Consider the following 21,134-nt stretch of genomic DNA (forward strand, 5'->3'; position numbering starts at 1 on the left):
CGGCGGTCTCCGACCGCGTGAACGCCCGGCGGTCTTCGGCCGGGTGGACGCGTGGTCAGAGGCCGCCGGAGACGCGCAGCACGGTCCCGGTGGCGTACGAGGCGTCCGGGCCGAGCAGCCAGGCGATGGCGGCGGCGATCTCGTCGGGTTCGCCGGCACGGCCCAGGGGGATGCGACCGACGGCGGAGTCGGCACGGTCGGGCACCCCGGAGTCGGCGTGGATGTCGGTGCGCACGATGCCGGGGGCCACGGCGTTGACCCGGATGCCCTTCGGGGCGAGTTCCTTGGCCAGGCCGACGGTGAGGGTGTCGGTGGCGGCCTTCACGGCGGCGTAGTGCACGTACTCCCCCGGGCTGCCGAGGGTCGCGGCCGCCGAGGAGACGTTGACGATCGCCCCGCCGTCGGTGAGCCGCCGGGCGGCCTGTTGGGCGCAGAGGACGTAGCCGACGAGGTTGACGTCGACGACCCGGCGCAGATCCTCGACGCGCAGCTCGGTGAACGGCCCGATCAGGCTGGTGACGCCGGCGTTGTTGACCAGGCCGGTGAGCGGGCCGAGCTGCGCGGCCGCGTCGAACAGGGCGTGCACCTGCTCGGGGTCGGTGGTGTCGGCGCGTACCGCGACGGCCTGTGCGCCGGCGGCCCGCACGTCGGCCAGGACGGCGGTGGCGGCGGCCTCGTCGCGGCGGTAGCACAGGGCGACGTGGTGACCGGCGGCGGCGAGCCGGCGGGCGGTGGCCGCGCCGATGCCCCGGCCGCCGCCGGTGATGACGGTGACGGGTGCCACTGTTGCCTCCCGGGGAGTCTGACGGCTGCGCGATGGTCGTGCCGACGCTACCGTGACCGGCGCGGGTCGGTCGTCGGGAGGACCCGGTGACGATCGGCGCGCGCCGCTTCGTCGACGATCGGATGTGCTCGACTGTGAACGCGGACCTGGCGGCGCACGCGCGCAGGGTGCTGGTGCTCGCGCCGACGTCGACGGCGTTCGGGCCGATGCCACGGCTGTCGGCGCAGGTGGGCGGGTCGCGGGTGGTGGTGCTGACGCCGGACGCGGCGGCGCGCACGGCGATCGGCCGCAATGCGCTGGACCCGGCCCGGTGCGCCGCGACGCGGCCCAGGCGGACCCAGGCCGACGAGGTGGCGGGGCTCTGGGCGTGATCGCTTACGCTCACCGCGCTGTCGATCAGACGATGGAGGTGTGCGGTGGCGGATGTGGGTGTCGGCGACGTGGTGCAGGATTTCGAGCTGCCGGATGAGACGGGCACGCCGCGGCGGCTGTCGGAGTTGTTGGCGGCCGGGCCGGTGGTGCTGTTCTTCTACCCGGCGGCGATGACCCGGGGGTGCACGGCGGAGAGCTGCCACTTCCGCGACCTCGCGGCGGAGTTCACGGCGTTGGGCGCGACGCGGGTGGGCATCAGCCGCGACCCGGTGGCGAAGCAGGCCGAGTTCTCGAAGCTGCACGGCTTCGACTATCCGCTGTTGTCGGACGCCGACGGCGCGGTGGCGCAGCAGTTCGGCGTCAAGCGGCGGGTGCCGTTGGGGCCGTTGAGCATGAAGCGCATGACGTTCGTCATCGGCGCTGACCAGCGGGTCATCGAGGTGATCCACAGCGAGGTCAGCATGAACGAGCACGCGGACCGGGCGCTGCGGGCGCTGGGCGGCTGAGCGAGGTGTGAGCCCGGTGCGGCGGGTGTCGCAGTCGGCTGCTATCAAGACAGCAATCAAACAGGTGTACGGAAGAGGGTTGTGATGGATGCCGGCCAGGGTTTGTCCACTAGCGAGGTGCAGAGCATCCGGGAGTCGTTGGCGGCCGGGCGTAAACCACGGGTGGTGTTCACCGCGTCGGCGGGGCAGATCGCCGGTCAGGTCGGTCAGGTGATCGAGCTGACCGACCCGGAGGTGTCCGACGAGTTCGTGGTGGTGCGCTTCGGTCGCGACGAGTTGCCGTTCTCCCCCGCCGACCTGGCCGTGGCGCCCAAGGGCGTCACCCGTCGGGTGGTGGAGCCGAAGCCGGAGCCCGAGCCCGAGCCGCCAGCGGTGGCCGCGCCGGAGTTCGTTTTGGACACGCCGCGGGTGCCCGCGCAGCGACAGGAGGAGCCGAAGGTGGAGCAGACGGAGAAGCCGCCGGCGCGGCGGGCGGTCAAGGCCGTCAAGCCGAAGGGCCCCGCGGGCCTCACCGTGACCTTGGCGTACGCCGACGGTGAGTGGACCGTCGCCGCGCAGCAGGGCAGCAAGGCCCTGGCGAAGCCGTACGTGGTGAAGCCGGCGGAGGCGTTGAAGATGGTGGCCCTGGTCGACGTGCCGGGGGTGCAGGAGGCGGTGGAGCAGATCCTCGGCACCGAGCGGGCCGAGGCGGAACAGCAGGCCGAGAAGCTGCGCGCCGAGCTGGCCGAGATCGAGGCGCGGCTGGCGGAGCTGCGCGAGGCCCGCTGAGGCGGGTCAGTTCCGGCTGTGGTGGCGCAGCAGTCGGGTGAGCAGTCGCGTCAGCTGCTCGCGCTCGGTGGCGGACAGCGGGGCGAGCAGGTCGGCTTGGACGCGCTCGAGGGTCGCGCCCATCCGGCGGGCCTCGTCGGCGCCGGCGTCGGTGGCGCTGATGACGTTGCGGCGGCGATCGGCCGGGTCGGGGGCACGCACCACGAGCCCTCGGCCGGCCAGGTCGTTGATGGCGGCCACCACGTCGCTGCGGTCGATGCCGCAGCGCCGGCCGAGGTCGGCCTGGCTCGCAGGCCCGTCCTCGGCCAGGGTGGCGAGCAGGCGGTAGTGGTAGCCGCGCAGGTCGTGCGCGGCGAGGCCCTCGCTGAGCAGGCGGGCGGCGTGACCGGCGGTCTGGTTGAGCAGCCAGCTCGGGGTGGTGCTGAGCCCGGCGGGTGACTGCGGGGCCGCGTTGTCCATGTGACGCAGTCTACCAGGTATCGTTGGCGCGACCCACGATCGGATGTTACGTTGGTGGGACCAACGTTGGTTCTGCCAACGTGTCGAAGGAGGCGTCATGCCCACCATCCCCACCCTCAACGGCCAGGTCATCGGCCACGCCCACTACGCCACCCGGGCCCTGCTCGAACGGGCCACCGCTGCCCTCGGCGTCGAGTTCAACCAGTTGCTCGCCCTCAATGTCCTCGCCAACGGCCCGGCCGAACGCGCTCACCTCACGCACCGGATCACCAGCACCCTCAAGGTCGACGAGCAGGAGGTGCAACGGGTGCTCACCACCCTCGTCGACGCGAACCTCGCCCAGGCCGACCACGACGCCGACGCCCCACGGCTACGGCTCACCGACGCTGGTCACGCCGTGCAGGCCCGCATCGCCGACGCCGTCGCGAACATCAGCGCGCGCCTCTACGCGGACATCCCCGCCGACGAGGCGAGCGCCGCCGCCCGCGCGCTGTCCCTGGTCACCCAGCGCGCCAATGCCGAACTGGCCGCGACCCCGACCTGACGGGCAAGAGCGCGACGGTGCGCGGGTCCGGTCCTGCCCCGCGCACCGGGCCGGACCCGGCCAACCTGTCAGTGGCCCACGTGCAGGATCCGGCCAACCTGTCAGCGGCCCACGTGCCGGGTCCGGCCGGTCAGAAGTAGTCGAGTAGCTGCGCCGGGCCGCCGACGCCCAGCAGGTCCAGGGCGGCCGGGTCGGCGTCACCGGCACCATGCAACAGGCCGGCCTGCGCGACCGAGCGCGCCTGCGCCGCCCCGGCGTAGAGCAGGGCGAAACCGCGCACGTCCAACCGCAGGTCGGCCTCGCCGTCGACCCGGGTCAGCTCGGCCGCGCCGTCGGCGACGGTCAACCGCCAGGTACCGGTGTTCCACTCGGCGAGCGCGTCGGTGAGGCCGAAGTCGACGACGCCCCGGGCGTGGACGGGCCACCCCCGCGCGCTCACCGCGCGGACGACGTCGACCGGTCGGTGCATCCACAGGTCCCGCTCGTGGTCGCGGGCCGACTCCAACGGCAGGTGAGGGCTGACGGCGTCGCCGTCGAGGGGGCACAGCCGCACTGTGGGCGCGACGCTTGCCCAACTGCCGAGCACCCCGACGATCTCCCGGGCGGCCTCGGGGGTGACGGCCAGGGCCTCGTCGACGGTGAGCACGGAGTCGGCGCCGTAGCCCCGGCCCCGCTGCCAGGTGGCGTAGCCGACCAGGTCGCCGTCGCGCTCGACGAGGGTGAGACCGTCGCCGGGCAGACCGCGGTCGGCGGCGAAGAAGTCGTACAGCTCACCCCGGCGGGTCAGCATGCCGTTGCGGTGCCGGGTGACCCGCTCGTACAGGTCGGTGACGGCGGGCAGGTCGGCCACCGTGCCGGCCCGCACCACCAGATCCGGGCAGGGCCGGTGCCGGGGCAACGCGGCGGTGGCCAGATCGACGGTACGCAGCACACCGGCGGCCTCCCACCCGCAGGCCCGGTACGGGGCGGCGACGGTCGGGTAGAGCGCGCTGACCGCCGCCCCACGCTCGCGCGCGCCCCGCAGCAGGGCGGTGAGCAGGGCCCGAGCCGCGCCCCGACCACGGGCCTCGGGGGCGACCGCCACCCCGGCCACGTCGGCGGCCGACACCGCCCGGCCCGACCACCACTGGTCGTGGTGCAGGTCGACTGCCTTGCCCACGAGCCGACCGGCGTCGTCGAACGCGCCGTACCGGGTCAGGCCGGCGGGCGTGGCGGTGGTCTGCGCGGGCCGCTGCGGGTCGGAGCCGAACGCGAACCGGCCCAACTCCCAGGCGGCGTCGAGGTCGTCGGCGGTGAGTTCGCGTACGTGCACAGTGGCGGGCATCGGCACACCGTAGCGAGGCCGCTCCGCACCAACAGCCGATTTACCGCACCATGATCAACCCGCCACGCGATCTTGCAGTTTCTGTCGCGGCATACGGGGCATTCCACGCATCACGGCGACCAAAACTGCAAGATCGGCGGGGTGTCGGGTGCGACACCGCGTTGGTCAGTGCTGCGGGATGTTGGCTACGCCGATGCGCTTGCGGAACACCCAGTAGGTCCAGCCCTGGTAGGCGAGCACCACCGGAGTGAAGATCACCGCCACCCAGGTCATGATCTTCAGGGTGTACGGGGTGGACGCGGCGTTGGTGGCCGTCAGCGTGCCGGCCGCGTCCAGGGTGGAGGGCAGTACGTTCGGGAACAGCGCCGCGAACAGGGTCGCCACGGCCAGACCGATCGCCACGGCGGTGCCGGTGAACGCCCATCCCTCCCGGCGTACCCGGGCGGCGGCCAGAGCGCCGAGCAGGGCGAGGGCCGCGCCGACGGCGAGCACGACGGCGGCCGCGCTGGAGCGGATGCTCAACGTCCAGGTCAGGAACCCGACCGCGAGCACGGCGGCGCCCACACCCAGGCGCACGGCGAGCGCGCCCGCGCGCTCGCGGATGTCGCCGGTGGTCTTCAGGGCGAGGAACACCGCGCCGTGGGTGAGGAACAGCGCGAGGGTGGTCGCGCCGCCCAGCAGGGCGTACGGGTTGAGCAGGTTCAGCAGGCCGCCGACGTACTCGTGGTCGGCGTCCAGTGGCACGCCGCGCAGGATGTTGGCGAAGGCGACGCCCCACAGGATCGCCGGCAGCAGCGAACCGACCACGATCGCCGCGTCCCACCGGCGCTTCCAGGACGCCTCGGGGCGCTTGTGCCGGTACTCGAAGGCGACCCCCCGGGCGATCAGGGCCAGCAGGATCAGCAGCAGCGGCAGGTAGAAGCCGGAGAAGAGGGTGGCGTACCACTCGGGGAACGCGGCGAACATGGCGCCACCGGCGGTGATCAGCCACACCTCGTTGCCGTCCCAGACCGGGCCGATGGTGTTGATCAGGACGCGGCGCTCCCGGTCGTCGCGGCCGAGCACGGGCAGCAGCATGCCGACGCCGAAGTCGAAGCCCTCCAGGATGAAGTACCCGGTGAACAGCACGGCGACGAGGAGAAACCAGATGGTGGTCAGTTCCACGATGGGCTCCGGGATCAGTAGGCGAAGGCGAGCGGGCGCTCGGCGTCGTCGGTGTCGTCGGTGGGGGGTTGCTCGCTGACGTCCGGCACGCCGGCCTTGGCGTAGCGCAGCAGCAGCTTGACCTCGATCACGGCGAGGGTGGCGTAGATCAGCGTGAAGGCGGTGAACGAGGTGAGCACCTCGGCCAGCGAGACGCTGCGGGACACCCCGTTGCGGGTGAGCATCTCGCCGAAGACGATCCACGGCTGACGGCCCATCTCGGTGAAGATCCAGCCGAAGGAGTTGGCCAGCAACGGCAGCACCGGCATGGCCAGCCCGGCGCGCAGCAGCCACTTGCTGCTCGGGGTGCGGCCCTTGCGCTGACTCCAGAGCACCAGCAGGGCGATCGCGCCGGCCGCCATCCCGAAGGCGATCATAAAGCGGAAGCTCCAGTAGGTGACCGGGATGATCGGGGTGTAGCTGCCCGCGCCGTACTGGGTGGCGTACTGGGCCTGGAGGTCGTTGATGCCGTGCACGGTGCCGTTCGGGTCGCCGGTGCCCAGGTAGGACAGCAGGTACGGGATCTTGATGGCGAACACCTCGCGGCTGCCGTCCAGGCTGCCGATGGTGAGCACGGAGAACGAGGCGGGGCTCTCGGTGGTGTAGAGGCCCTCGGCGGCGGCCATCTTCATCGGCTGCACGTCCGTCATGATCTTGCCCTGGATGTCGCCGGTGAACAGCACGGCCGCGGAGGCGACCAGGACCACCCAGGAGCCGAACTTGGTGGCGAAGCGGTACGCGCCGGCGTCGGCGGAGTCGCGGTTGCGGATGACGTGCCACAGGCCGACCGCGACGATCAGCGACCCGGCGACCAGGAACGAGCCGGCCAGGGTGTGCGGGAAGGTGATCAGGGCGACCTTGTTGGTCAGCACGGCCGGGAAGTCGGTCAACTCGGCGCGCCCGCTGTCGGGGTTGATCCGGTAGCCGACCGGGTTCTGCATGAACGAGTTCGCCGCGAGGATGAAGTACGCGCTGAGGTTGGTGCCGATCGCGGCGGCCCAGATGCTGGCCAGGTGCGCCCGCTTGGGCAGCCGGTCCCAGCCGAAGATCCACAGGCCGATGAAGGTGGATTCGAGGAAGAACGCGACGAGCGCCTCGATGGCCAGGGGTGCGCCGAAGACGTCCCCGACGAAGCGGGAGTAGTCGCTCCAGTTCATGCCGAACTGGAACTCCTGCACGATGCCGGTGACCACGCCCATGGCGAAGTTGATCAGGAACAGCTTGCCGTAGAACTTGGTGAGCTTGAGGTAGCGCTCGTTGCCGGTGCGGTGCCACATGGTCTGCAGGATGGCTACCAGCACGGAGAGGCCGATGGTCAGCGGTACGAAGAGAAAGTGGTAGACGGTGGTGACACCGAACTGCCAGCGGGCAACGTCCAACGCGTCCACCTGAAAACCCCCAGCCATCCGTACTACGAGACGTAGTAAATACTACTGCTCGTCGTAGAAGGTTGGACGGCCCGCACCCTCCCGGGACCAATGACCCTGATCACCCGACCCGCCCTCGCGGCCCCGCCGCCGCGTGCGACGATGGCGCGCTGATGAACACCGCACACACCACCTGGCGGCCGCCGCTGATCTGGCGCGCAGCCCTGCTGCTGGCCCGGGGCCTGGTCGGCCTGCTCGCCCGCCTCGAGGTCACCGGCGACGTCCCGGCGTACCTGCGTCGCGGCCCGCTGGTGCTGGCCGCCAACCACATCAGCCCGTTCGACCCGGTGGTCATGGCCGCCGCCTGCCGGACCCGTGGCGTCGCCCCGCGCATCATGGCGACCGCCGGGCTGTTTCGCGTCCCCATGTTCGGCGCCGCCATGCGCCACGCCGGGCACATCCGGGTCGACCGGGGCACCAGCGCCGTGCACCGGGCCCTCGACGACGCCGCCACTGCCGTCGCGCGCGGCTCGGTGATCCTCATCTACCCGGAGGGACGCATCGGCCTGGACCCCGGCCTGTGGCCCGAACGCGGCAAGACCGGCGCCGCCCGCCTCGCCCTGGCCTGCGGCGCCCCGGTCGTCCCGGTCGCCCAGTGGGGCTCGCACGAGGTACTGCCCTACCAGGCGCCGCGCGGAATGCTGCGTGGCATCGCCCGCTCGCTGTGGCGTCGACCGGTGATCCGGGTGCACTTCGGCACCCCCGTCGACCTGGGCGAAACGGCGGCGGCCAACCCCGGCGCGGCCCGCCGGGCCACCGACCGGATCATCGACGCGCTCACCGACACCCTCGCCCCGCTGCGCCCCGACGAGCCGGACGTGCCGCGCCACGTCGACCCCGGCCGCCCGAGCGACCCCAGTCGCACCCACCGCCGCCGGTCGAACTGAGCCACCACGGCGCGTGCGGTCCGCTGCTTCCAGTGTGTCTGAGGGGCGGCTGGGGGCGAGTGATGGCCGGGTTGTCCTTTGCTCTGCACCCGCGGGTGCGACGGCTACGGTCTGCGACCGGTGCGAATCGGGGTGCAGAGCAAAGGGGACGGCCTGTGGCCTGTGCACCCCTTCACGCCGGCAGGCCACCGCACGGGGCAGCCGGTGATCAAGGGAATCTCCCCGCCGGCCATCCGCCGGCCACCAACCGCAGGCATACTGCGTCGCGTGTTGACCCGATTCGGCTACCTCGACGCGCCCGCGCCGCTGGCGTTCGCCCACCGTGGCGGCGCCGCCGAGGGCGACGAGAACACCATCGAGGCGTTCGCCCGGGCCGTCGGGCTGGGCTACCGGTACGTGGAGACCGACGTGCACGCCACAGCGGACGGCGTGGCGGTGATCTTCCACGACCCGACGCTGCTCCGGGTCACCGGTGAGGCGGGGCGCATCGCCGAGATGAGCTGGGCCGACCTCGCCTCGGTACGCGTCGGCGGCGCTGCCGTCGTACCCCGGCTCGACGAGGTGTTGGGGGCGTGGCCGCAGGTCCGCTTCAACATCGACGTGAAGGCCGACGGCGGCGTCGAGCCGACGGTCGCGACAGTGACCCGGGCCGGCGCCGGCGACCGGGTGCTGCTCGCCTCGTTCAGCGACGCCCGGCTGACCCGGCTGCGCGCGCTCACCGAGGGCCGGGTCGCCACCAGCCTCGGCATGCGCGGCGTCGCCCGGCTGCGGTTGGCCTCCCTGCACGGGCGGCCACTGCGGCTGCCGCCGTCGGTGGTCGCCGCGCAGGTGCCGCCGCGCTACGGGCGGGTGCCGGTGGTGGACCGCCGGTTCCTCGACTACTGCCACCGCATCGGCCTGCAGGTGCACGTCTGGACGATCGACGAACCCGCCCAGATGCACGAGTTACTGGATCGTGGCGTGGATGGCATCATGACCGATCACGTCGGCGTGCTGCGCGACGTCTACCGCAGCCGCGGCCACTGGGCCGCCTGAGGATCGAAGGACCCCCGATGGCCGAGACCGTGACCCCCACGGTGGACGACACCTTGCCTCCGGCGAGCACTCGCCGGGAGCGGCGCGGCTGGTACATCTACGACTGGGCCAACTCCGCGTTCCAGACCACAGTCATCACGGTGTTCCTGGGCCCGTTCATCACCACCGTCGCCGAGTTGGCCGCCGGGTGCGAGTTGGGCGCGGACACCTGCGACGGGTACGTGTACCCGCTGGGTATCCGGGTGGCGGCCGGGTCCTACTACCCGTACCTGATCTCGCTGTCGGTGTTCCTCACCGTGTTCGTGCTGCCGGTGATCGGGGCGATCGCCGACCGGTCGGCGCACAAGAAGCGGCTGCTCGGCGGCGCCGCGTTCACCGGCGCCGGCGCGACCATCGCGATGATCTTCGTCACCGGTGACCGCTACCTGCTCGGCGGGGCGCTCTTCCTGGTCGCCAACATCTCCTTCGGCGCGGCCGTCGTGGTCTACAACTCGTTCCTGCCGCAGCTCGGCGGACCCGACGAACGCGACGGCATCTCCAGCCGCGGTTGGGCGCTGGGCTACCTGGGCGGTGGTCTGCTACTGGCGTTCAACCTGGTCGCGGTCACCCTGTTCAGCGAGGACGACAACCCGCAGCGCACCCTGGACCTGGCCCGCTGGTCGATCGTCTCCGCCGGGGTGTGGTGGGCGGTGTTCACCCTGGTGCCGCTGCGCTGGCTGCGGGAACGCCCCAGCAGGGCGGCGGCGCTGGCCCGACGGGGCAACGTGCTCACCGACGGGTTCCGGCAGCTGGGCCACACCCTGCGGGAGATCAAGGCGTACCCGTTGACGCTGTTCTTCCTGCTGGCGTTCCTGGTCTACAACGACGGCATCCAGACCGTCATCACCCTGGCCAGCCAGTACGGCACCGAGGAGCTGCGGCTGGACCAGAGCACCCTGATCATCACCATCCTGCTGGTGCAGTTCCTCGCCTTCGGAGGCGCGTTGGGCCTCGGCGCGTTGGCCCGACGCATCGGCGCCTGGAAGACAGTGCTGCTCAGCCTGGTCCTCTGGACCGGTGTGATCATCGGCGCGTTCCGGCTGCCGGCCGAGGCGCCGGTGCCGTTCATGGTCCTCGGCGCGGCCATCGGCCTGGTCCTCGGCGGCAGCCAGGCGCTGAGCCGGTCGCTGTTCAGCCAGCTCATCCCGGCCGGGAAGGAGGGCGAGTACTACGGCTTCTACGAGATCAGCGACAAGGGCACCAGCTGGCTCGGCCCGCTCGCCTTCGGCCTGGTGTTCCAACTCACCGCCTCGTACCGGGTGGGCCTGGTCTCACTGCTGATCTTCTTCGTGGTCGGGTTCCTGCTCCTCGCCGCCGTGCCGATCCGCCGTGCCATCGTGGCCGCGGGCAACACCCCACCGCGGGTGCTCTGAGCACGGGTCCCGCGCCCGACCGATCCGGGCCGGTCAATGGGCTAGGCTGCCCGACCGTGACCGACGACGCCGCCACCGCCCCGACCTGCCTGGCCCACCCGTTCCCCGGCCAGCCACACGCCCCGGCCGGGTGCGCGGCCGCGCGCGGGCTCGACGGGCGTCCGGTGCACGCGGCGGCGTTGAAGTTCTTCTGGGGGCCGATGGACTGCGGCAAGTCCACGATGGCGTTGCAGATGAACTACAACCACGCCCGGCAGGGCCGGCGCGGGCTGGTCACCACCCGCATCGACCGGTCGCTGGGACCGCAGGTCACCACCCGCATCGGCCTGGCCCACGAGGCCATCGAGGTCACCGACGACCTGGACCTGCGGGCCCTGGTGCGGGGCCGGTGGGCCGACGGGGTACGCGTCGACTATCTGATCTGCGACGAGGCGTGCTTCTACACCGTCGAGCACGTCGAGCAGATGGCCGAGCTGGTCGACAGCTACGACGTCGACGTGTTCGCGTTCGGCCTGGCCACCGACTTCCGCTCGCGGATGTTCCCCGCCGCGCAACGCCTGTTCGAGCTGGCCGACGAGGTGGCCCGCATCCAGGTCGAGGTGCTCTGCTGGTGCGGCCGCGAAGGGCTGCTCAACGCCCGCGTCGTCGACGGGCGGGTCGTCCGTGAGGGCGCCCAGGTCGTCATCGGCGACACCGTCGACACCGCCGAGGTGCGCTACCAGGTGCTCTGCCGCCGGCACTACCGCAGCGGCGACCTCGGCCCCCGCGACTGAGCGGACAACCCATCACCCTGCCAGTGGTTCGCTGCCCGAAAGACGCGCCGGTCACCGCGCGGCCGCCGGTGACCGGAACCGGTCGGTCAGGATCACGGCGACAGTCACCGCCAACGCCACAGCGGCGCACACCGCGACGGGTGCCTCCAGCACCACACCTACCGGCATCAGCGCCAGCAGGACCGCCACCGCCGTGACCCGGCTGATCGGCAGGGTCCGCCACAACAGCGCCTTGTAGGCGGCGTGCCCGGCCAGGAACAGCGCGGGACCACCCAGGGTGAGCAGCACGTCGACAGTGGCGACCGGCGCGCCGGGCTCCCGCAGCAACCGCTCGTCGGCCGCCGACGTGACGACGACACCGGCGACGATCACCGGGTGCAGGAAGTTGAACGCGACCCGGCTCAACGCGCCGGTGCGCTCCCCGGCCTGGGCGATGAACTCCGTGGCGGCCGGGGCCGAGCGGGCGAAGTACACCCACCACAGCGCCACCGAACCGCCGAACGCCAGCAGGAACGCCCCGGACGTCACCAGGTCCACGTGCGACGTGAGGGTGCTGCCGGTGACCAGGATCGACTCCCCCAGCGCGATCAGGACGAACGCCGCGCACCGTTCGGCCAGGTGCCCACCCTCCACCATCCACCGCTCGGGTCGGCTGCGTCCCCGTCGTGGCAGCGGATAGCCGATCGACAGGCCGACCACCTCGATCACGATCACCGCCGTCCACACCGCGTCCCGGGCGGCACCGCCGACCAGGCCACCGATGACCACGAGCACCGACGTCCCGGTGATCCATGGCAGCGACTGCTGAAATCCGGCCACCAACCACGGGCTGCCCTGCACCGCCCACAACGCGAACAGGGTGCGGCCCACCTGCACGGTGACGTAGACCAGCGCGAAGAGCAGGCCGGTCGCACCGAACGCCTCCGGGATCGTCGCCGACAACAGCAGGCTGCCCAGCCCCACCCCGATCAGCATCGTCCGCACCGGCCCCTGGTCCGGTTGCAGCCAGTTGGTCAACCAGGTGGTGTAGACCCAGACGAGCCACACCAGCGCCAGCAACAGGCCGGTACGCCCCGCGCCCCGCCAGTCCAGGTGCGCGAGCAGGTAGTGCGACAACTGGGTGATGCTGAAGATGAAGACGAGGTCGAAGAAGAGTTCCGTCGAGGTGGTCGGCTGCACCCCCTCGCGTGGGCGCAGCAGCTGTGGGCGTGTCGGGGCGGCGACCGGGGGCCTAGAAGGGGTCACCGCACACCCGCCAGTTTCCGTCCTCACGGACGACCGGCAGGCGACGTTCCTCGCTGAGCCCGCCGCTGCGGGTCACCTTCACTGTCACCGTGCCGTGCGGTCGGCCGCTGCGGGTGGCGACCGACACGTCGGTGATCTCGTAGTCGGTGACCATCGGTGGTGTCCGCACCCAACTGGTGAAGCCGATCGCGCTCCACCGGCTGCGCGCGTCCTCGCAGAGCCGCTCGTACGCCCGGTCGCTGTCGCCGAGGGCCACCTCGCTGAGGAAACCGTCGGCGGTCTCCCGGATCGGGCCGGCGGCCTGCCGGACGGTCTGCAGGTTCCAGGCGCCCAACCCGGCCACCCCCACGCAGCACAGCGCCACACCGAACCCGGCGAACGCCAACCCGGTGCGCATCGGGCGGTGACGCCGGGCCGGTCGGCTCCACGACTGGCCCGCACCCACGACTACCGACCGTAGAGAACACGCTCACGCCGACGGGCGACAAGCCGGAAACTGGGTGCGCCCGATGGGCGGGTGTGCCCTGTTCGCGGCGGCCCCGCATCGTCTACCGTCGGCGCACACCCCCGAGCAGTGCCAGGAGCCGATCGATGAGCCGCTTCGTGCAGCCGGTACCACCCCCCGTCGACCCGTACGCCGGCGATGGCCTGCTGCGGTCCTGGCTGGAGCGTCACCTCGGCCCGGGCGGGCACGCCGCCGCGAAGGGTCGTCTCGCGGACCTGGCCGCCGACGTCACCGGGCCGCTGCGCGCGGCGCACGCCGACGCGGAGGCGCACCCGCCGACGCTGGTCCGCTACGACCCGTGGGGTGCCCGGATCGACCGCATCGACACCTCCGCCGGTTGGCAGGCGCAACGCGCCGCCGCCGCCCGACACGCCGTGGTCGCGCTGCCCTACCTGCCGGACGCCCGGGGCACCTGGGGTGCCGCCGCGCGGGTCGTGCAACACGCCCTGCTGCACCTGTACGGGCCGGAGTCCGCGACGTTCTCCTGCCCGGTGGCGATGGCCGACGGGGCGGCGGCGCTGCTCAGCATGCCCGACGTCGATGCCACGGTACGCGACGCGTGGCTGCCCCGGCTGATCTCCACGGACCCGGCCACGGCGATCACCAGCGGGCAGTGGATGACCGAGTCGCAGGGTGGCTCCGACTTGGGCCGCTCCAGCACGCTCGGCCGGCCCGCGGCGGACGGTTCGTGGCGGCTGACCGGGGAGAAGTGGTTCTGCTCCGCCGCCGACGCGGCGATGGCGGTGGCGCTGGCCCGGCCGGAGGGCGCCGGGCGGGGCAGCCGGGTGCTCGCCCCGTTCCTCGTTCCCCGGTACGCGGTCGACTCACCGCTGGCCGACGGCGCGGCGCCGGGCGCACCCGCGCCGGGTGTCACGGTGCACCGGCTCAAGGACAAGCTCGGCACCCGGGCACTGCCCACCGCCGAGATCGGCCTGCGCGACGCGTACGCCCTCCCGCTGGGTGACGCGGCGGTGCCCGGTCTGGTCCGGGCGATGACCCTGGTCGTGGTGACCCGGGTGCACAACGCCGCGGCGGCGGCCGGCGGGATGCGACGGGGTCTCGCCTACGCCCGCGCGTACGCCGAGGTGCGGCACGTCGCCGGCGGCCCGCTGGTGTCCTCGCCTCTGCACCGGGCCACCCTGGGCACCCTCGCGGTCGACGCGGCGGGCGCGTTCGCCCTCGCTGGGCACGCCTTCGCCCTGCTCGGGCGGGTCGAGGTCGGCGCCGACCCGGAGGCCGCGGCCGAGCTGCGCATCGTGGCGCCGTTGGCGAAGCTGGCCACCGCTCGGCTGGCCGTCAGCTCCGCCAGCGAGTACGTGGAGAGCTTCGGCGGGGCCGGTTACGTGGAGGACACCGGCGTGCCCCGGTTGCTGCGCGACGCCCAGGTGCTGCCGATCTGGGAGGGCACCACAAATGTGCTGGCCCTGGACGTGCTGCGCGCGCTGACCCGGGAGGACGCCGGTGCGCCGCTACTGAGCCGGCTGACCGCCGCCGTCGACCTGGCGCGGCCGCTGTCGCCGGTGCTGGCCGACACCCTGGCCACCGCCGCCGCGCAGTTGGAGGAGACCATCGCCGCGGTGACCGTCGACCCGGGCGCGTCGGCGGTGCTCGCGGGCGCCCGCGGTCTGGCGTTGCGCCTGGCGTACGCGCTGACCACCGCGTTGCTCGTCGAGCACGCCGCGTGGGGCGACGAGCAGGCGGAGTTGGCCGCCCGGCTGTGGGCGCGCCGCTGGCTGCGGCACGAGGAGATCGCCGAGGACGCCCACCGCCACCTCGACCTGCTCTGCTGACCGGCCGGCGCGAGCGGACGGGTGGGCGCCCATGTCGGTGCTGATCGAGCTGGGTGACGACCGGGGCGCGCCCCTGGAGGAGCGCCGCCCACCGCCGCAGGTGTCCCGCCGGTGGCGCGTGGCGGTGCTGGTGGCGGCCTGTGTCCTGCTCGGCGGTGCCGCCCCGCCCGCGCGCCTGACGCCTCAGGTCGGGCCGGCGGTGCCCGCCCGGGCGACAGTGCTCGGCGCCGGGCCGCTGCTGCTGGTCGTCGACCCCGAACCGAACCCGCCGACGCTGAGCGCCTACGACTCGGCCGCGCCGGACGGCCCGCCGCGGTGGCGGGTCACCGTGCCGCCTGCCGCCGGGTGGTCCGCCGAGGTCGCCGGTGACCTGTTGCTGCTGGTCGAGCGCGACCAGGCGCTCGGAGCGCGGGTGACCACCGCGCGGTCGTTGCGTACCGGCCAGCCGTTGTGGCGGCGACCCGAGCGGGTGTACGCGGCCGGGAGAGAGGCGGTCGCGGTGCGCGAGGTGCGCAGCGCCGCCGAACCGGGTCGGCGGGTCGAGGGCACGGTGCACGGCATCGACCCGGCCACCGGCGCGACCCGGTGGTCGGTCCCGCTGCCCTCCACGGCGGTGCTGCGGGCGCTGCCCGGCCTGCCCGGGTGGGTGCTGCTGGTGCAGGACGACGGGTTGGTCCGGCTGCTCGACGCCCGTGACGGCACCGAACACGGACGGGGACAGCTTCCGCCGGCCGACTACGGCCCGGACAATCCCCAGGTCGTCGGCGCGTACCTGGTGCTGCGCCACCCGAGCGGCGGCGGCGCGGTGGCGCTGACCGGCTACGACCTACCTGGGCTGGTACGACGCTGGCAGGTGCCGGTGCAGCCGGGTGAGCTGCTCCTGCGGCCCTGCCAGGGTCTGCTCTGCGGGCAGGACGAGCAGGGACGCTGGGCGATCGACGCGGGCAGCGGGGCGCGGGTGTGGACGTGGCCGGCCGGGGCGCGCTGGCGCACGGTGGGGGGCCCACGGGGCACCACGGAACCCCTGGTGGTTCTGGGTTTGGCCGAGGACGGCAGGCGCTCCCTGGTCGCGACGGTGGGGCGCGACGGTCATCGGGTGTTCGCGGTGCTCCCGGCGGGTGTGACCGACTGCCGCCGGGTCGGCTCCGGGTTGATCTGCCGCGACGGCACGGCCCGCGTGACGTTCTGGCCCCTCGACGCCCCCTGACCTTTACTCGCGCCGGTGTCGCGGGCCGAAGTTGTCGGGCCCCGGCGGCATACTGCCGGCGTGACAGCTTCTGCCGACCTCGCGATGGTCAACCTCGACAGTTCCGATCCCGCCGGCCACGCCGCGTTCTACCACGAGGCGTTGGGCTGGGAGGTCACCCACAGCCAACCCGAGTACGCGATGATCAGCTCCGGTGGCGTCTCCATCGGCTTCGGGCTGGTCGAGGGCTACCAGCCGCCGTCCTGGCCGGACCAGACCGGCGACAAGCGCTACCACCTCGATCTTTACGTCGACGACCTGGCGGCGGCGGAGGAGAAGTTCGTCGCCGCGGGCGCGTCGAAGCCGGCATTCCAGCCCGGCGGCGAGCGGTGGGTGGTGCTTCTCGACCCGATCGGGCAGCCGTTCTGCATCTGCCCCCGCCCACAGAGCTGAGACGGCCCGGCGCAACGACAGAAGGAGTCAGCATGGCCATCACTCTCGTCAATCCGGACGGGTTGCCGAAGCCGGACGTCTACCGTCAGTTGTCGATCGCAACCGGGTCCAGGTTGGTCTTCCTCGCCGGTCAGGTGGCCCGCGACGCCGAAGGGCGCAAAGTGGGCGAGGGAGACCTCGCCGCCCAGGTCGAGCAGTGCTATCTCAACATCGGCACCGCCCTGGCCGAGATCGGTGGGTCCTTCGGCGACGTGGCGAAGCTGACCATCTACGTCGTCGACTGGTCGCCCGACAAGATGCCCCTGTTGGGCGAAGGCGTCGCTCGGGCGGGTGCGAAGCTGGGAGCTGACCTGGTCAAGCCCATCACGCTGCTGGGTGTCAGTGCTCTGGGCGAGCCTGATCTCCTCGTTGAGGTCGAAGCCACTGCGGTTCTCGACTGATCGACAGCCCGACGTCGGGCGGGTAGCAGTCAGCCGCGACGACGCGACCGGGCCGCCCACACCGCGTAGGCCGGGTCGCGGTCGAGGTTGTGTCGGTCCCGGTCGTAGCGGCGGGTGGTGCGCGGGTCGGCGTGCCCCATGGCGTCCTGCACGTCCTCCAACGGCACGCCCTCCGAGCGGGCCGTGGTGGCGAAGGCGTGTCGCAGCGAGTGTGGGGACAGCTTCGCCCAGGCCGGGATGCCGGCGGCGCGGGCGAGCCGACGGACCATCCGGAACACCGAGTGCCGGTCCAGTCGGGCACCGCTGGCGGTGACCAGCAGCGGGCCGGTGAGCTGCGGCACCGGCACGCCGGTGGTGGCGGCCCGCTGGGCCAGGTAGGCGTCCAGGGCGTGCCCGGTGCCGGGGGTGAGGGCTCGGCGACGTTGTTTGCCGCCCTTGCCGATGAAACGCACGCTGCGGTGGCCGCGTTCGGTGCCGAGGTCGGTCAGGTCCAGCGAGATCAGCTCCCCGACCCGCAGACCCAGGTCGGCGAGGAGCGCGAGCGCCGCCCGGTTGCGGACGGCGGTCGCGCCGGTGTCCGCGTCGGCGGCGCTGAGCAGGGCGTCCACCTCCTCCGGGGTGAGCCCGACGGTGGCGGAGTGGTCCCGGTCGACGCGGGGGCGGTCGGCGCCGGAGACCGGGTTGGCCGGCACTGCGCCCAGTTTGACCAGGAAGTCGTACCAACTGGACAGCGCCGAGAGCCGGCGTGCGACGGTCGACGGGGTCAGTGGGCGGCCGCTGCGGGAGCCGACGCTGCTCTCCAGCGCGCGGGCGTACTCGTTGACGTGCAGGAACGTGGCCCGCAGCGGGTCCAGGTCGTGATCGGCGCACCAGCGGAGCCAGCCGGTGACGTCACGTCGGTAGGCGTCGCGGGTGTGCTCGGACAGCCTCCTGTTGCGCAGCCACGCCTCGGTGACCTCGACCGGCCCACTCGGCAGCGCCGGTGGCGCGGACGGGCGGGCGAGCACCGGAGCGTCGGAGAACACCATGTGAAAAAGACTTTCAGCCTCGGGTGGGATCGGCGTGCAGGCGCGCCGGTCCCACCCGTCACCGTGTCGGATCAGGCGTTGATCTCTCGGCGGGCGGCGCCGTTGGCCTGGATGGTCACCCGGCGGGGCTTGGCGCGCTCGGCGACCGGGATGCGCAGCGTCAGCACCCCGTTCTCGTAGCCGGCCTCCAGCTTGTCGGTGTCGAGCGTGTCGCCGAGGAACAGTTGTCGGGTGAAGGTGCCCATCGGGCGTTCGGCGGCGACCAGTTCGACGCGGTCGCCGGTGGGCCGGCGGCGCTCGGCGCGGACGGTGAGCACGTTGCGCTCGACGGTGCAGTCGATGCTGTCCGGATCGACGCCGGGCAGGTCGAACGCCGCGTAGAAGTGGTCGCCGTCGCGGTAGGCGTCCAGGTGCATCGTCGCGGGGCGGGCCGCCGTACCGAAAAACTGCTCGGCGAGCCGGTCGATCTCGCGGAACGGGTCGGTACGCATCAACATGGTCATGCCTCCTCGGTTCTCCTGGCCGAAGGTAATGAGTTGAGCCGGGGTGACTCAACTTCCTCTTCTTATTTAGCGCGTCCGCGCGCCGACGTCAACTGCTCCGGACAGCCGTTTTTCGAACCAGTGTTCGGCGTAGGGGCCCCGCGAGTACGCCGGGATCTCGGCGTAGCCGTGCCGGGCGTACAGGGCGCGGGCCTCGACCAGGTCGTGCCGGGTGTCGAGCCGGATCCGGTCCGCCCCGGCCGCGCGGGCCTGCTCCTCGACGGCGGCCAGCAGCGCCGCGCCCCCACCGGCGCCGCGGTGCTCGGAGCGGATGAACACCCGGGTCAGCTCGGCCCAGCCGGGATGCCAGCGCAGCCCGGCGCAGCCGGCCAGGTCGGGGCCGTGGTGGGCCAGCAGGAGCAGCCCGCTCGGCGCGCTCAGGTCGTCGCTGGGCAACTCGGCCAGCGCCGCGTCGACCTCGCCGGGCAGGGCCGGGCGACGGTGGTAGCGAACCACCATCTCGGTCATGTACTCGCGCAGCAGCAGCACCGCGTCGGGGTGCTCGGGCCGGACAGCGGTGGTTGCCCAGGTGGACCGGGCGGTCATGGTCACCTGTTGATCATCACCGTCCGGTCAACGGCTTTATCCGGTCGCCCGGGTTCGTCCGATAGCGCCCCGGCGGCGCGGCGGTATCGCCAGGGGATCGCGGGTCGGTTCGGGTTGTCACAACCTGGTGGCGTGGGGTCCGGTGGGAGACGTGGCGGACAACAGCGCCTTCACGCCGGCGAGGTAACCGTCGGCGTCGGTGTCGCTGACCAGTAAGCGTTGCAGGATGAAGCCCTGGACGAGGCTGAGCATGGCGGCGCCCGCCTGTTCCGGCACCGCAGCGGCCGGTAGGTGGCCGGCGGCCTGCCAGCGGCGGGCGACTTCGGCGAACTGCCCCCGCAGTCGCCGGTAGACGTCGCTGGCGCGAGCGGCGAGCTCCGGGCTGCGCAGTGCCTCGGCCCACACCTGTACTCCGATCCGCGTCAGGTCCACTCCGGTGACCGGGTCGTGGATGAACCTGTCGGTAGTCGTTTCGATGATCGCGGTGATGACCTGTTCGGGTGACGGTGCGGCGCGGTCGGCGAGCAGAGTTGCGAAGGTTTCTGACGCAGCGGACAGGGCGGTCTCCGCCACGGCTGCGATGAGGTCCTCCTTGCTGCGGAAGTACCGGTACACCGCGCCGGCGGAAAGCCCGGACTCGGTGATGATGTCGGCCATCGAGGTGGCGTGGAATCCGTTGGCGGCGAAGAGCTGGGCAGCCGCCGCCAGGATCTCGGCGCGACGACCGGCTCGGTACTCCTCGGATACGCGTGGCATGGGCCAATGCTAAAAGCGAACGCTCGTTCTTGACAACCAGCCGCGCCGCTTCCAGAATTGAAAACGAGCGACCGTTCTTCTTAAGGAGTTGTCATGTCCACGGAGGTTCCGGCTGACGCCGATGCCACGGCCCCGTCACCCTGGTCGAAGGTGGCCGCCGCGGTCGCGCTGCTCACGGTGATCATCAGCGTGCTGCTGACCGCCTTCGCCTGGCCGTCGGTGCGCTCGTCTGTGCACGACGTGCCGATCGCTGTCGTCGGCCCTGCCGTCGCGACGAGCCAGATTTCCGCCGCCATCGAGCAGCGGCTGCCGGATGCCTTCGACATCACCACGGTCGCCAACACTGCGGCGGCCGAGCAGCTGATCCGCGACCGTGAGGTGTACGGGGCGATCGACGTCAGCGCCGGCACCCCGCAGGTCATCACCGCCTCCGCGGCCAGCGCCTCGGTCGCCCAGACCCTGCAGAGTGTGGGGACCGCGCTCAACCAGGCGCAGGCCCAGGGCGCCGGCACAGCGGTCACCGTGCGCGACCTCGTCGCACTGCCCGCCGACGACCCGCGCGGCGCTGGCCTGGCCGCCGGTGCTCTGCCGCTGGTCATGGGTGGCCTGCTCGCCGCGTTCCTGCTCAGCAACAGACTCAAGGGCACCGGCCGGCGGGTCACCGGCGCGCTCGCCTTCGCGGTCGTCGGTGGCCTGGTGCTGACGGCGATCCTGCAGTTCTGCCTCGGCTCGCTCAGCGGCTCCTACCTGGCCAACTCCAGCGCTGTCGCGCTAAGCATCGCCGCCACCTCGCTGACCCTGCTCGGCCTGGAGTCGCTGCTCGGCTACGCCGGATTCGGGCTCGGCTCGGTGACCATGATGCTGATCGGCAACCCGCTCTCCGGCAGCGGTTCCGCCCCCGAGATGCTGCCCGGCTGGTCCGGAACTCTGGGCCAACTGTTGCCGCCGGGCGCGGGTGTTCAACTGCTGCGCTCCACCGCCTTTTTCGACGGCGCCGGTGCCACCAATACCGTCATCGTCCTCACCTCCTGGCTCGTTTTCGGTGTGGGGCTGTGCGTGGTCGGCGGCCTGCGCGCCCGCCAGGCCGCCATCATCACGGCGGGCGATTCCGGCATGGCGGACCTTCCGCGGACGACCACCACAGCCTGA

At 72.3% G+C, this 21,134-nt stretch carries 24 protein-coding genes; 13 read left to right on the forward strand and 11 right to left on the reverse strand.

Translation table 11 applies throughout. From position 1 onward, the window contains the following. Positions 1–55: 55 nt before the first annotated feature. On the reverse strand, positions 56–784 hold the full coding sequence (locus PSH03_RS10150) for an SDR family oxidoreductase (protein ID WP_210783857.1): 729 nt from the start codon (positions 782–784) through the stop codon (positions 56–58). 86 nt (positions 785–870) lie between these two features. On the opposite strand from PSH03_RS10150, the gene PSH03_RS10155 reads away from it, so the two are divergent. The 3 genes from PSH03_RS10155 (at position 871) to PSH03_RS10165 (ending at position 2,430) form a co-directional block, all read left to right on the forward strand. Further along, the gene (locus tag PSH03_RS10155; protein WP_238688945.1) at positions 871–1,155 is read left to right on the forward strand and encodes a hypothetical protein; all 285 of its coding nucleotides are present in this window, start codon (positions 871–873) and stop codon (positions 1,153–1,155) included. Positions 1,156–1,200: 45 nt separating this feature from the next. Then, complete coding sequence (locus tag PSH03_RS10160) at positions 1,201–1,662, forward strand: peroxiredoxin (protein WP_308194369.1); 462 nt, start codon at positions 1,201–1,203, stop codon at positions 1,660–1,662. 84 nt (positions 1,663–1,746) lie between these two features. Continuing rightward, the gene (locus tag PSH03_RS10165) at positions 1,747–2,430 is read left to right on the forward strand and encodes a hypothetical protein (RefSeq protein WP_210783858.1); all 684 of its coding nucleotides are present in this window, start codon (positions 1,747–1,749) and stop codon (positions 2,428–2,430) included. A 6-nt stretch (positions 2,431–2,436) separates the two neighbouring features. On the opposite strand, the gene PSH03_RS10170 is transcribed toward PSH03_RS10165, so the two are convergent. Next, a complete protein-coding gene (locus PSH03_RS10170; protein WP_210783859.1) occupies positions 2,437–2,889 on the reverse strand; it encodes a MarR family winged helix-turn-helix transcriptional regulator in 453 nt (150 codons plus the stop codon). Between the two features lie 97 nt (positions 2,890–2,986). Between PSH03_RS10170 and PSH03_RS10175 the strand changes: the two genes are divergently transcribed. Next, positions 2,987–3,433, forward strand: a complete 447-nt coding sequence (locus PSH03_RS10175) for a winged helix DNA-binding protein (RefSeq protein WP_238688946.1) — start codon at positions 2,987–2,989, stop codon at positions 3,431–3,433. A gap of 130 nt (positions 3,434–3,563) precedes the next feature. Here PSH03_RS10175 and PSH03_RS10180 read toward each other — a convergent pair whose 3' ends face one another. The 3 genes from PSH03_RS10180 to PSH03_RS10190 all read right to left on the reverse strand — a co-directional run bounded on the left by PSH03_RS10180 (position 3,564) and on the right by PSH03_RS10190 (position 7,348). Next, complete coding sequence (locus tag PSH03_RS10180) at positions 3,564–4,757, reverse strand: GNAT family N-acetyltransferase (protein ID WP_238688947.1); 1,194 nt, start codon at positions 4,755–4,757, stop codon at positions 3,564–3,566. 165 nt (positions 4,758–4,922) lie between these two features. Beyond that, positions 4,923–5,921, reverse strand: coding sequence for a cytochrome d ubiquinol oxidase subunit II (gene cydB, locus PSH03_RS10185; RefSeq protein WP_210783862.1), 999 nt, complete (start codon positions 5,919–5,921; stop codon positions 4,923–4,925). A gap of 14 nt (positions 5,922–5,935) precedes the next feature. Then, positions 5,936–7,348: a cytochrome ubiquinol oxidase subunit I gene (locus PSH03_RS10190; RefSeq protein WP_210783878.1), complete on the reverse strand. Its 1,413-nt coding sequence runs from the start codon at positions 7,346–7,348 to the stop codon at positions 5,936–5,938. A 152-nt stretch (positions 7,349–7,500) separates the two neighbouring features. Here PSH03_RS10190 and PSH03_RS10195 point away from each other — a divergent pair, with 152 nt between their 5' ends. The 4 genes from PSH03_RS10195 (at position 7,501) to PSH03_RS10210 (ending at position 11,494) form a co-directional block, all read left to right on the forward strand. Beyond that, complete coding sequence (locus tag PSH03_RS10195) at positions 7,501–8,274, forward strand: lysophospholipid acyltransferase family protein (protein ID WP_210783863.1); 774 nt, start codon at positions 7,501–7,503, stop codon at positions 8,272–8,274. A gap of 267 nt (positions 8,275–8,541) precedes the next feature. Further along, on the forward strand, positions 8,542–9,309 hold the full coding sequence (locus tag PSH03_RS10200) for a glycerophosphodiester phosphodiesterase family protein (protein WP_238688948.1): 768 nt from the start codon (positions 8,542–8,544) through the stop codon (positions 9,307–9,309). A 17-nt stretch (positions 9,310–9,326) separates the two neighbouring features. After that, a complete protein-coding gene (locus PSH03_RS10205) occupies positions 9,327–10,721 on the forward strand; it encodes an MFS transporter (protein WP_238688949.1) in 1,395 nt (464 codons plus the stop codon). A gap of 56 nt (positions 10,722–10,777) precedes the next feature. Further along, positions 10,778–11,494 carry a thymidine kinase gene (locus PSH03_RS10210; protein WP_124821847.1) on the forward strand — a complete coding sequence of 239 codons (717 nt, stop codon included), beginning with the start codon at positions 10,778–10,780 and terminating at the stop codon, positions 11,492–11,494. Positions 11,495–11,545: 51 nt separating this feature from the next. Here the strand turns inward: PSH03_RS10210 and PSH03_RS10215 are convergent, their stop codons facing one another. Next, positions 11,546–12,673, reverse strand: a complete 1,128-nt coding sequence (locus PSH03_RS10215) for a low temperature requirement protein A (RefSeq protein ID WP_238688950.1) — start codon at positions 12,671–12,673, stop codon at positions 11,546–11,548. Positions 12,674–12,725: 52 nt separating this feature from the next. Next, a complete protein-coding gene (locus tag PSH03_RS10220) occupies positions 12,726–13,184 on the reverse strand; it encodes an Rv0361 family membrane protein (protein WP_372488361.1) in 459 nt (152 codons plus the stop codon). 146 nt (positions 13,185–13,330) lie between these two features. On the opposite strand from PSH03_RS10220, the gene PSH03_RS10225 reads away from it, so the two are divergent. From PSH03_RS10225 to PSH03_RS10240, 4 genes are read left to right on the forward strand one after another with little or no spacing between them, the layout of a single operon-like run. Then, complete coding sequence (locus PSH03_RS10225; RefSeq protein WP_210783867.1) at positions 13,331–15,034, forward strand: acyl-CoA dehydrogenase family protein; 1,704 nt, start codon at positions 13,331–13,333, stop codon at positions 15,032–15,034. A 31-nt stretch (positions 15,035–15,065) separates the two neighbouring features. Further along, entirely contained in the window at positions 15,066–16,241 is a 1,176-nt protein-coding gene (locus PSH03_RS10230; protein WP_238688951.1) for an outer membrane protein assembly factor BamB family protein, read from the forward strand. 60 nt (positions 16,242–16,301) lie between these two features. Beyond that, entirely contained in the window at positions 16,302–16,673 is a 372-nt protein-coding gene (locus tag PSH03_RS10235; protein ID WP_210785628.1) for a VOC family protein, read from the forward strand. 32 nt (positions 16,674–16,705) lie between these two features. After that, entirely contained in the window at positions 16,706–17,113 is a 408-nt protein-coding gene (locus PSH03_RS10240; protein WP_238688952.1) for a RidA family protein, read from the forward strand. Between the two features lie 29 nt (positions 17,114–17,142). On the opposite strand, the gene PSH03_RS10245 is transcribed toward PSH03_RS10240, so the two are convergent. The 4 genes from PSH03_RS10245 to PSH03_RS10260 all read right to left on the reverse strand — a co-directional run bounded on the left by PSH03_RS10245 (position 17,143) and on the right by PSH03_RS10260 (position 19,985). Next, positions 17,143–18,141: a tyrosine-type recombinase/integrase gene (locus PSH03_RS10245; protein WP_210785627.1), complete on the reverse strand. Its 999-nt coding sequence runs from the start codon at positions 18,139–18,141 to the stop codon at positions 17,143–17,145. Positions 18,142–18,212: 71 nt separating this feature from the next. Beyond that, positions 18,213–18,638 (reverse strand): Hsp20/alpha crystallin family protein, encoded by a 426-nt coding sequence (locus PSH03_RS10250; RefSeq protein ID WP_210785633.1) that lies wholly within the window; start codon positions 18,636–18,638, stop codon positions 18,213–18,215. A gap of 72 nt (positions 18,639–18,710) precedes the next feature. Beyond that, on the reverse strand, positions 18,711–19,229 hold the full coding sequence (locus PSH03_RS10255) for a GNAT family N-acetyltransferase (protein WP_210785632.1): 519 nt from the start codon (positions 19,227–19,229) through the stop codon (positions 18,711–18,713). A 117-nt stretch (positions 19,230–19,346) separates the two neighbouring features. Next, positions 19,347–19,985, reverse strand: a complete 639-nt coding sequence (locus PSH03_RS10260; protein ID WP_210785626.1) for a TetR/AcrR family transcriptional regulator — start codon at positions 19,983–19,985, stop codon at positions 19,347–19,349. 93 nt (positions 19,986–20,078) lie between these two features. Between PSH03_RS10260 and PSH03_RS10265 the strand changes: the two genes are divergently transcribed. Beyond that, positions 20,079–21,134, forward strand: coding sequence for a hypothetical protein (locus PSH03_RS10265; RefSeq protein ID WP_238688953.1), 1,056 nt, complete (start codon positions 20,079–20,081; stop codon positions 21,132–21,134).

Source organism: Micromonospora salmantinae, assembly GCF_022230905.1.
Taxonomy (GTDB): Bacteria; Actinomycetota; Actinomycetes; order Mycobacteriales; family Micromonosporaceae; genus Micromonospora; species Micromonospora salmantinae.

Bases quoted from the DNA above. Each gene is read 5' to 3' on its own strand.
- PSH03_RS10250 (WP_210785633.1), bottom strand. From the start codon at position 18,638: ATGTTGATGCGTACCGACCCGTTCCGCGAGATCGACCGGCTCGCCGAG.
- PSH03_RS10240 (WP_238688952.1), top strand. From the start codon at position 16,706: ATGGCCATCACTCTCGTCAATCCGGACGGGTTGCCGAAGCCGGACGTC.
- PSH03_RS10230 (WP_238688951.1), top strand. From the start codon at position 15,066: ATGTCGGTGCTGATCGAGCTGGGTGACGACCGGGGCGCGCCCCTGGAG.
- PSH03_RS10245 (WP_210785627.1), bottom strand. From the start codon at position 18,141: ATGGTGTTCTCCGACGCTCCGGTGCTCGCCCGCCCGTCCGCGCCACCG.
- PSH03_RS10265 (WP_238688953.1), top strand. From the start codon at position 20,079: ATGTCCACGGAGGTTCCGGCTGACGCCGATGCCACGGCCCCGTCACCC.
- PSH03_RS10205 (WP_238688949.1), top strand. From the start codon at position 9,327: ATGGCCGAGACCGTGACCCCCACGGTGGACGACACCTTGCCTCCGGCG.
- PSH03_RS10225 (WP_210783867.1), top strand. From the start codon at position 13,331: ATGAGCCGCTTCGTGCAGCCGGTACCACCCCCCGTCGACCCGTACGCC.
- PSH03_RS10170 (WP_210783859.1), bottom strand. From the start codon at position 2,889: ATGGACAACGCGGCCCCGCAGTCACCCGCCGGGCTCAGCACCACCCCG.
- PSH03_RS10180 (WP_238688947.1), bottom strand. From the start codon at position 4,757: ATGCCCGCCACTGTGCACGTACGCGAACTCACCGCCGACGACCTCGAC.
- PSH03_RS10175 (WP_238688946.1), top strand. From the start codon at position 2,987: ATGCCCACCATCCCCACCCTCAACGGCCAGGTCATCGGCCACGCCCAC.
- PSH03_RS10165 (WP_210783858.1), top strand. From the start codon at position 1,747: ATGGATGCCGGCCAGGGTTTGTCCACTAGCGAGGTGCAGAGCATCCGG.
- PSH03_RS10255 (WP_210785632.1), bottom strand. From the start codon at position 19,229: ATGACCGCCCGGTCCACCTGGGCAACCACCGCTGTCCGGCCCGAGCAC.
- PSH03_RS10195 (WP_210783863.1), top strand. From the start codon at position 7,501: ATGAACACCGCACACACCACCTGGCGGCCGCCGCTGATCTGGCGCGCA.
- PSH03_RS10260 (WP_210785626.1), bottom strand. From the start codon at position 19,985: ATGCCACGCGTATCCGAGGAGTACCGAGCCGGTCGTCGCGCCGAGATC.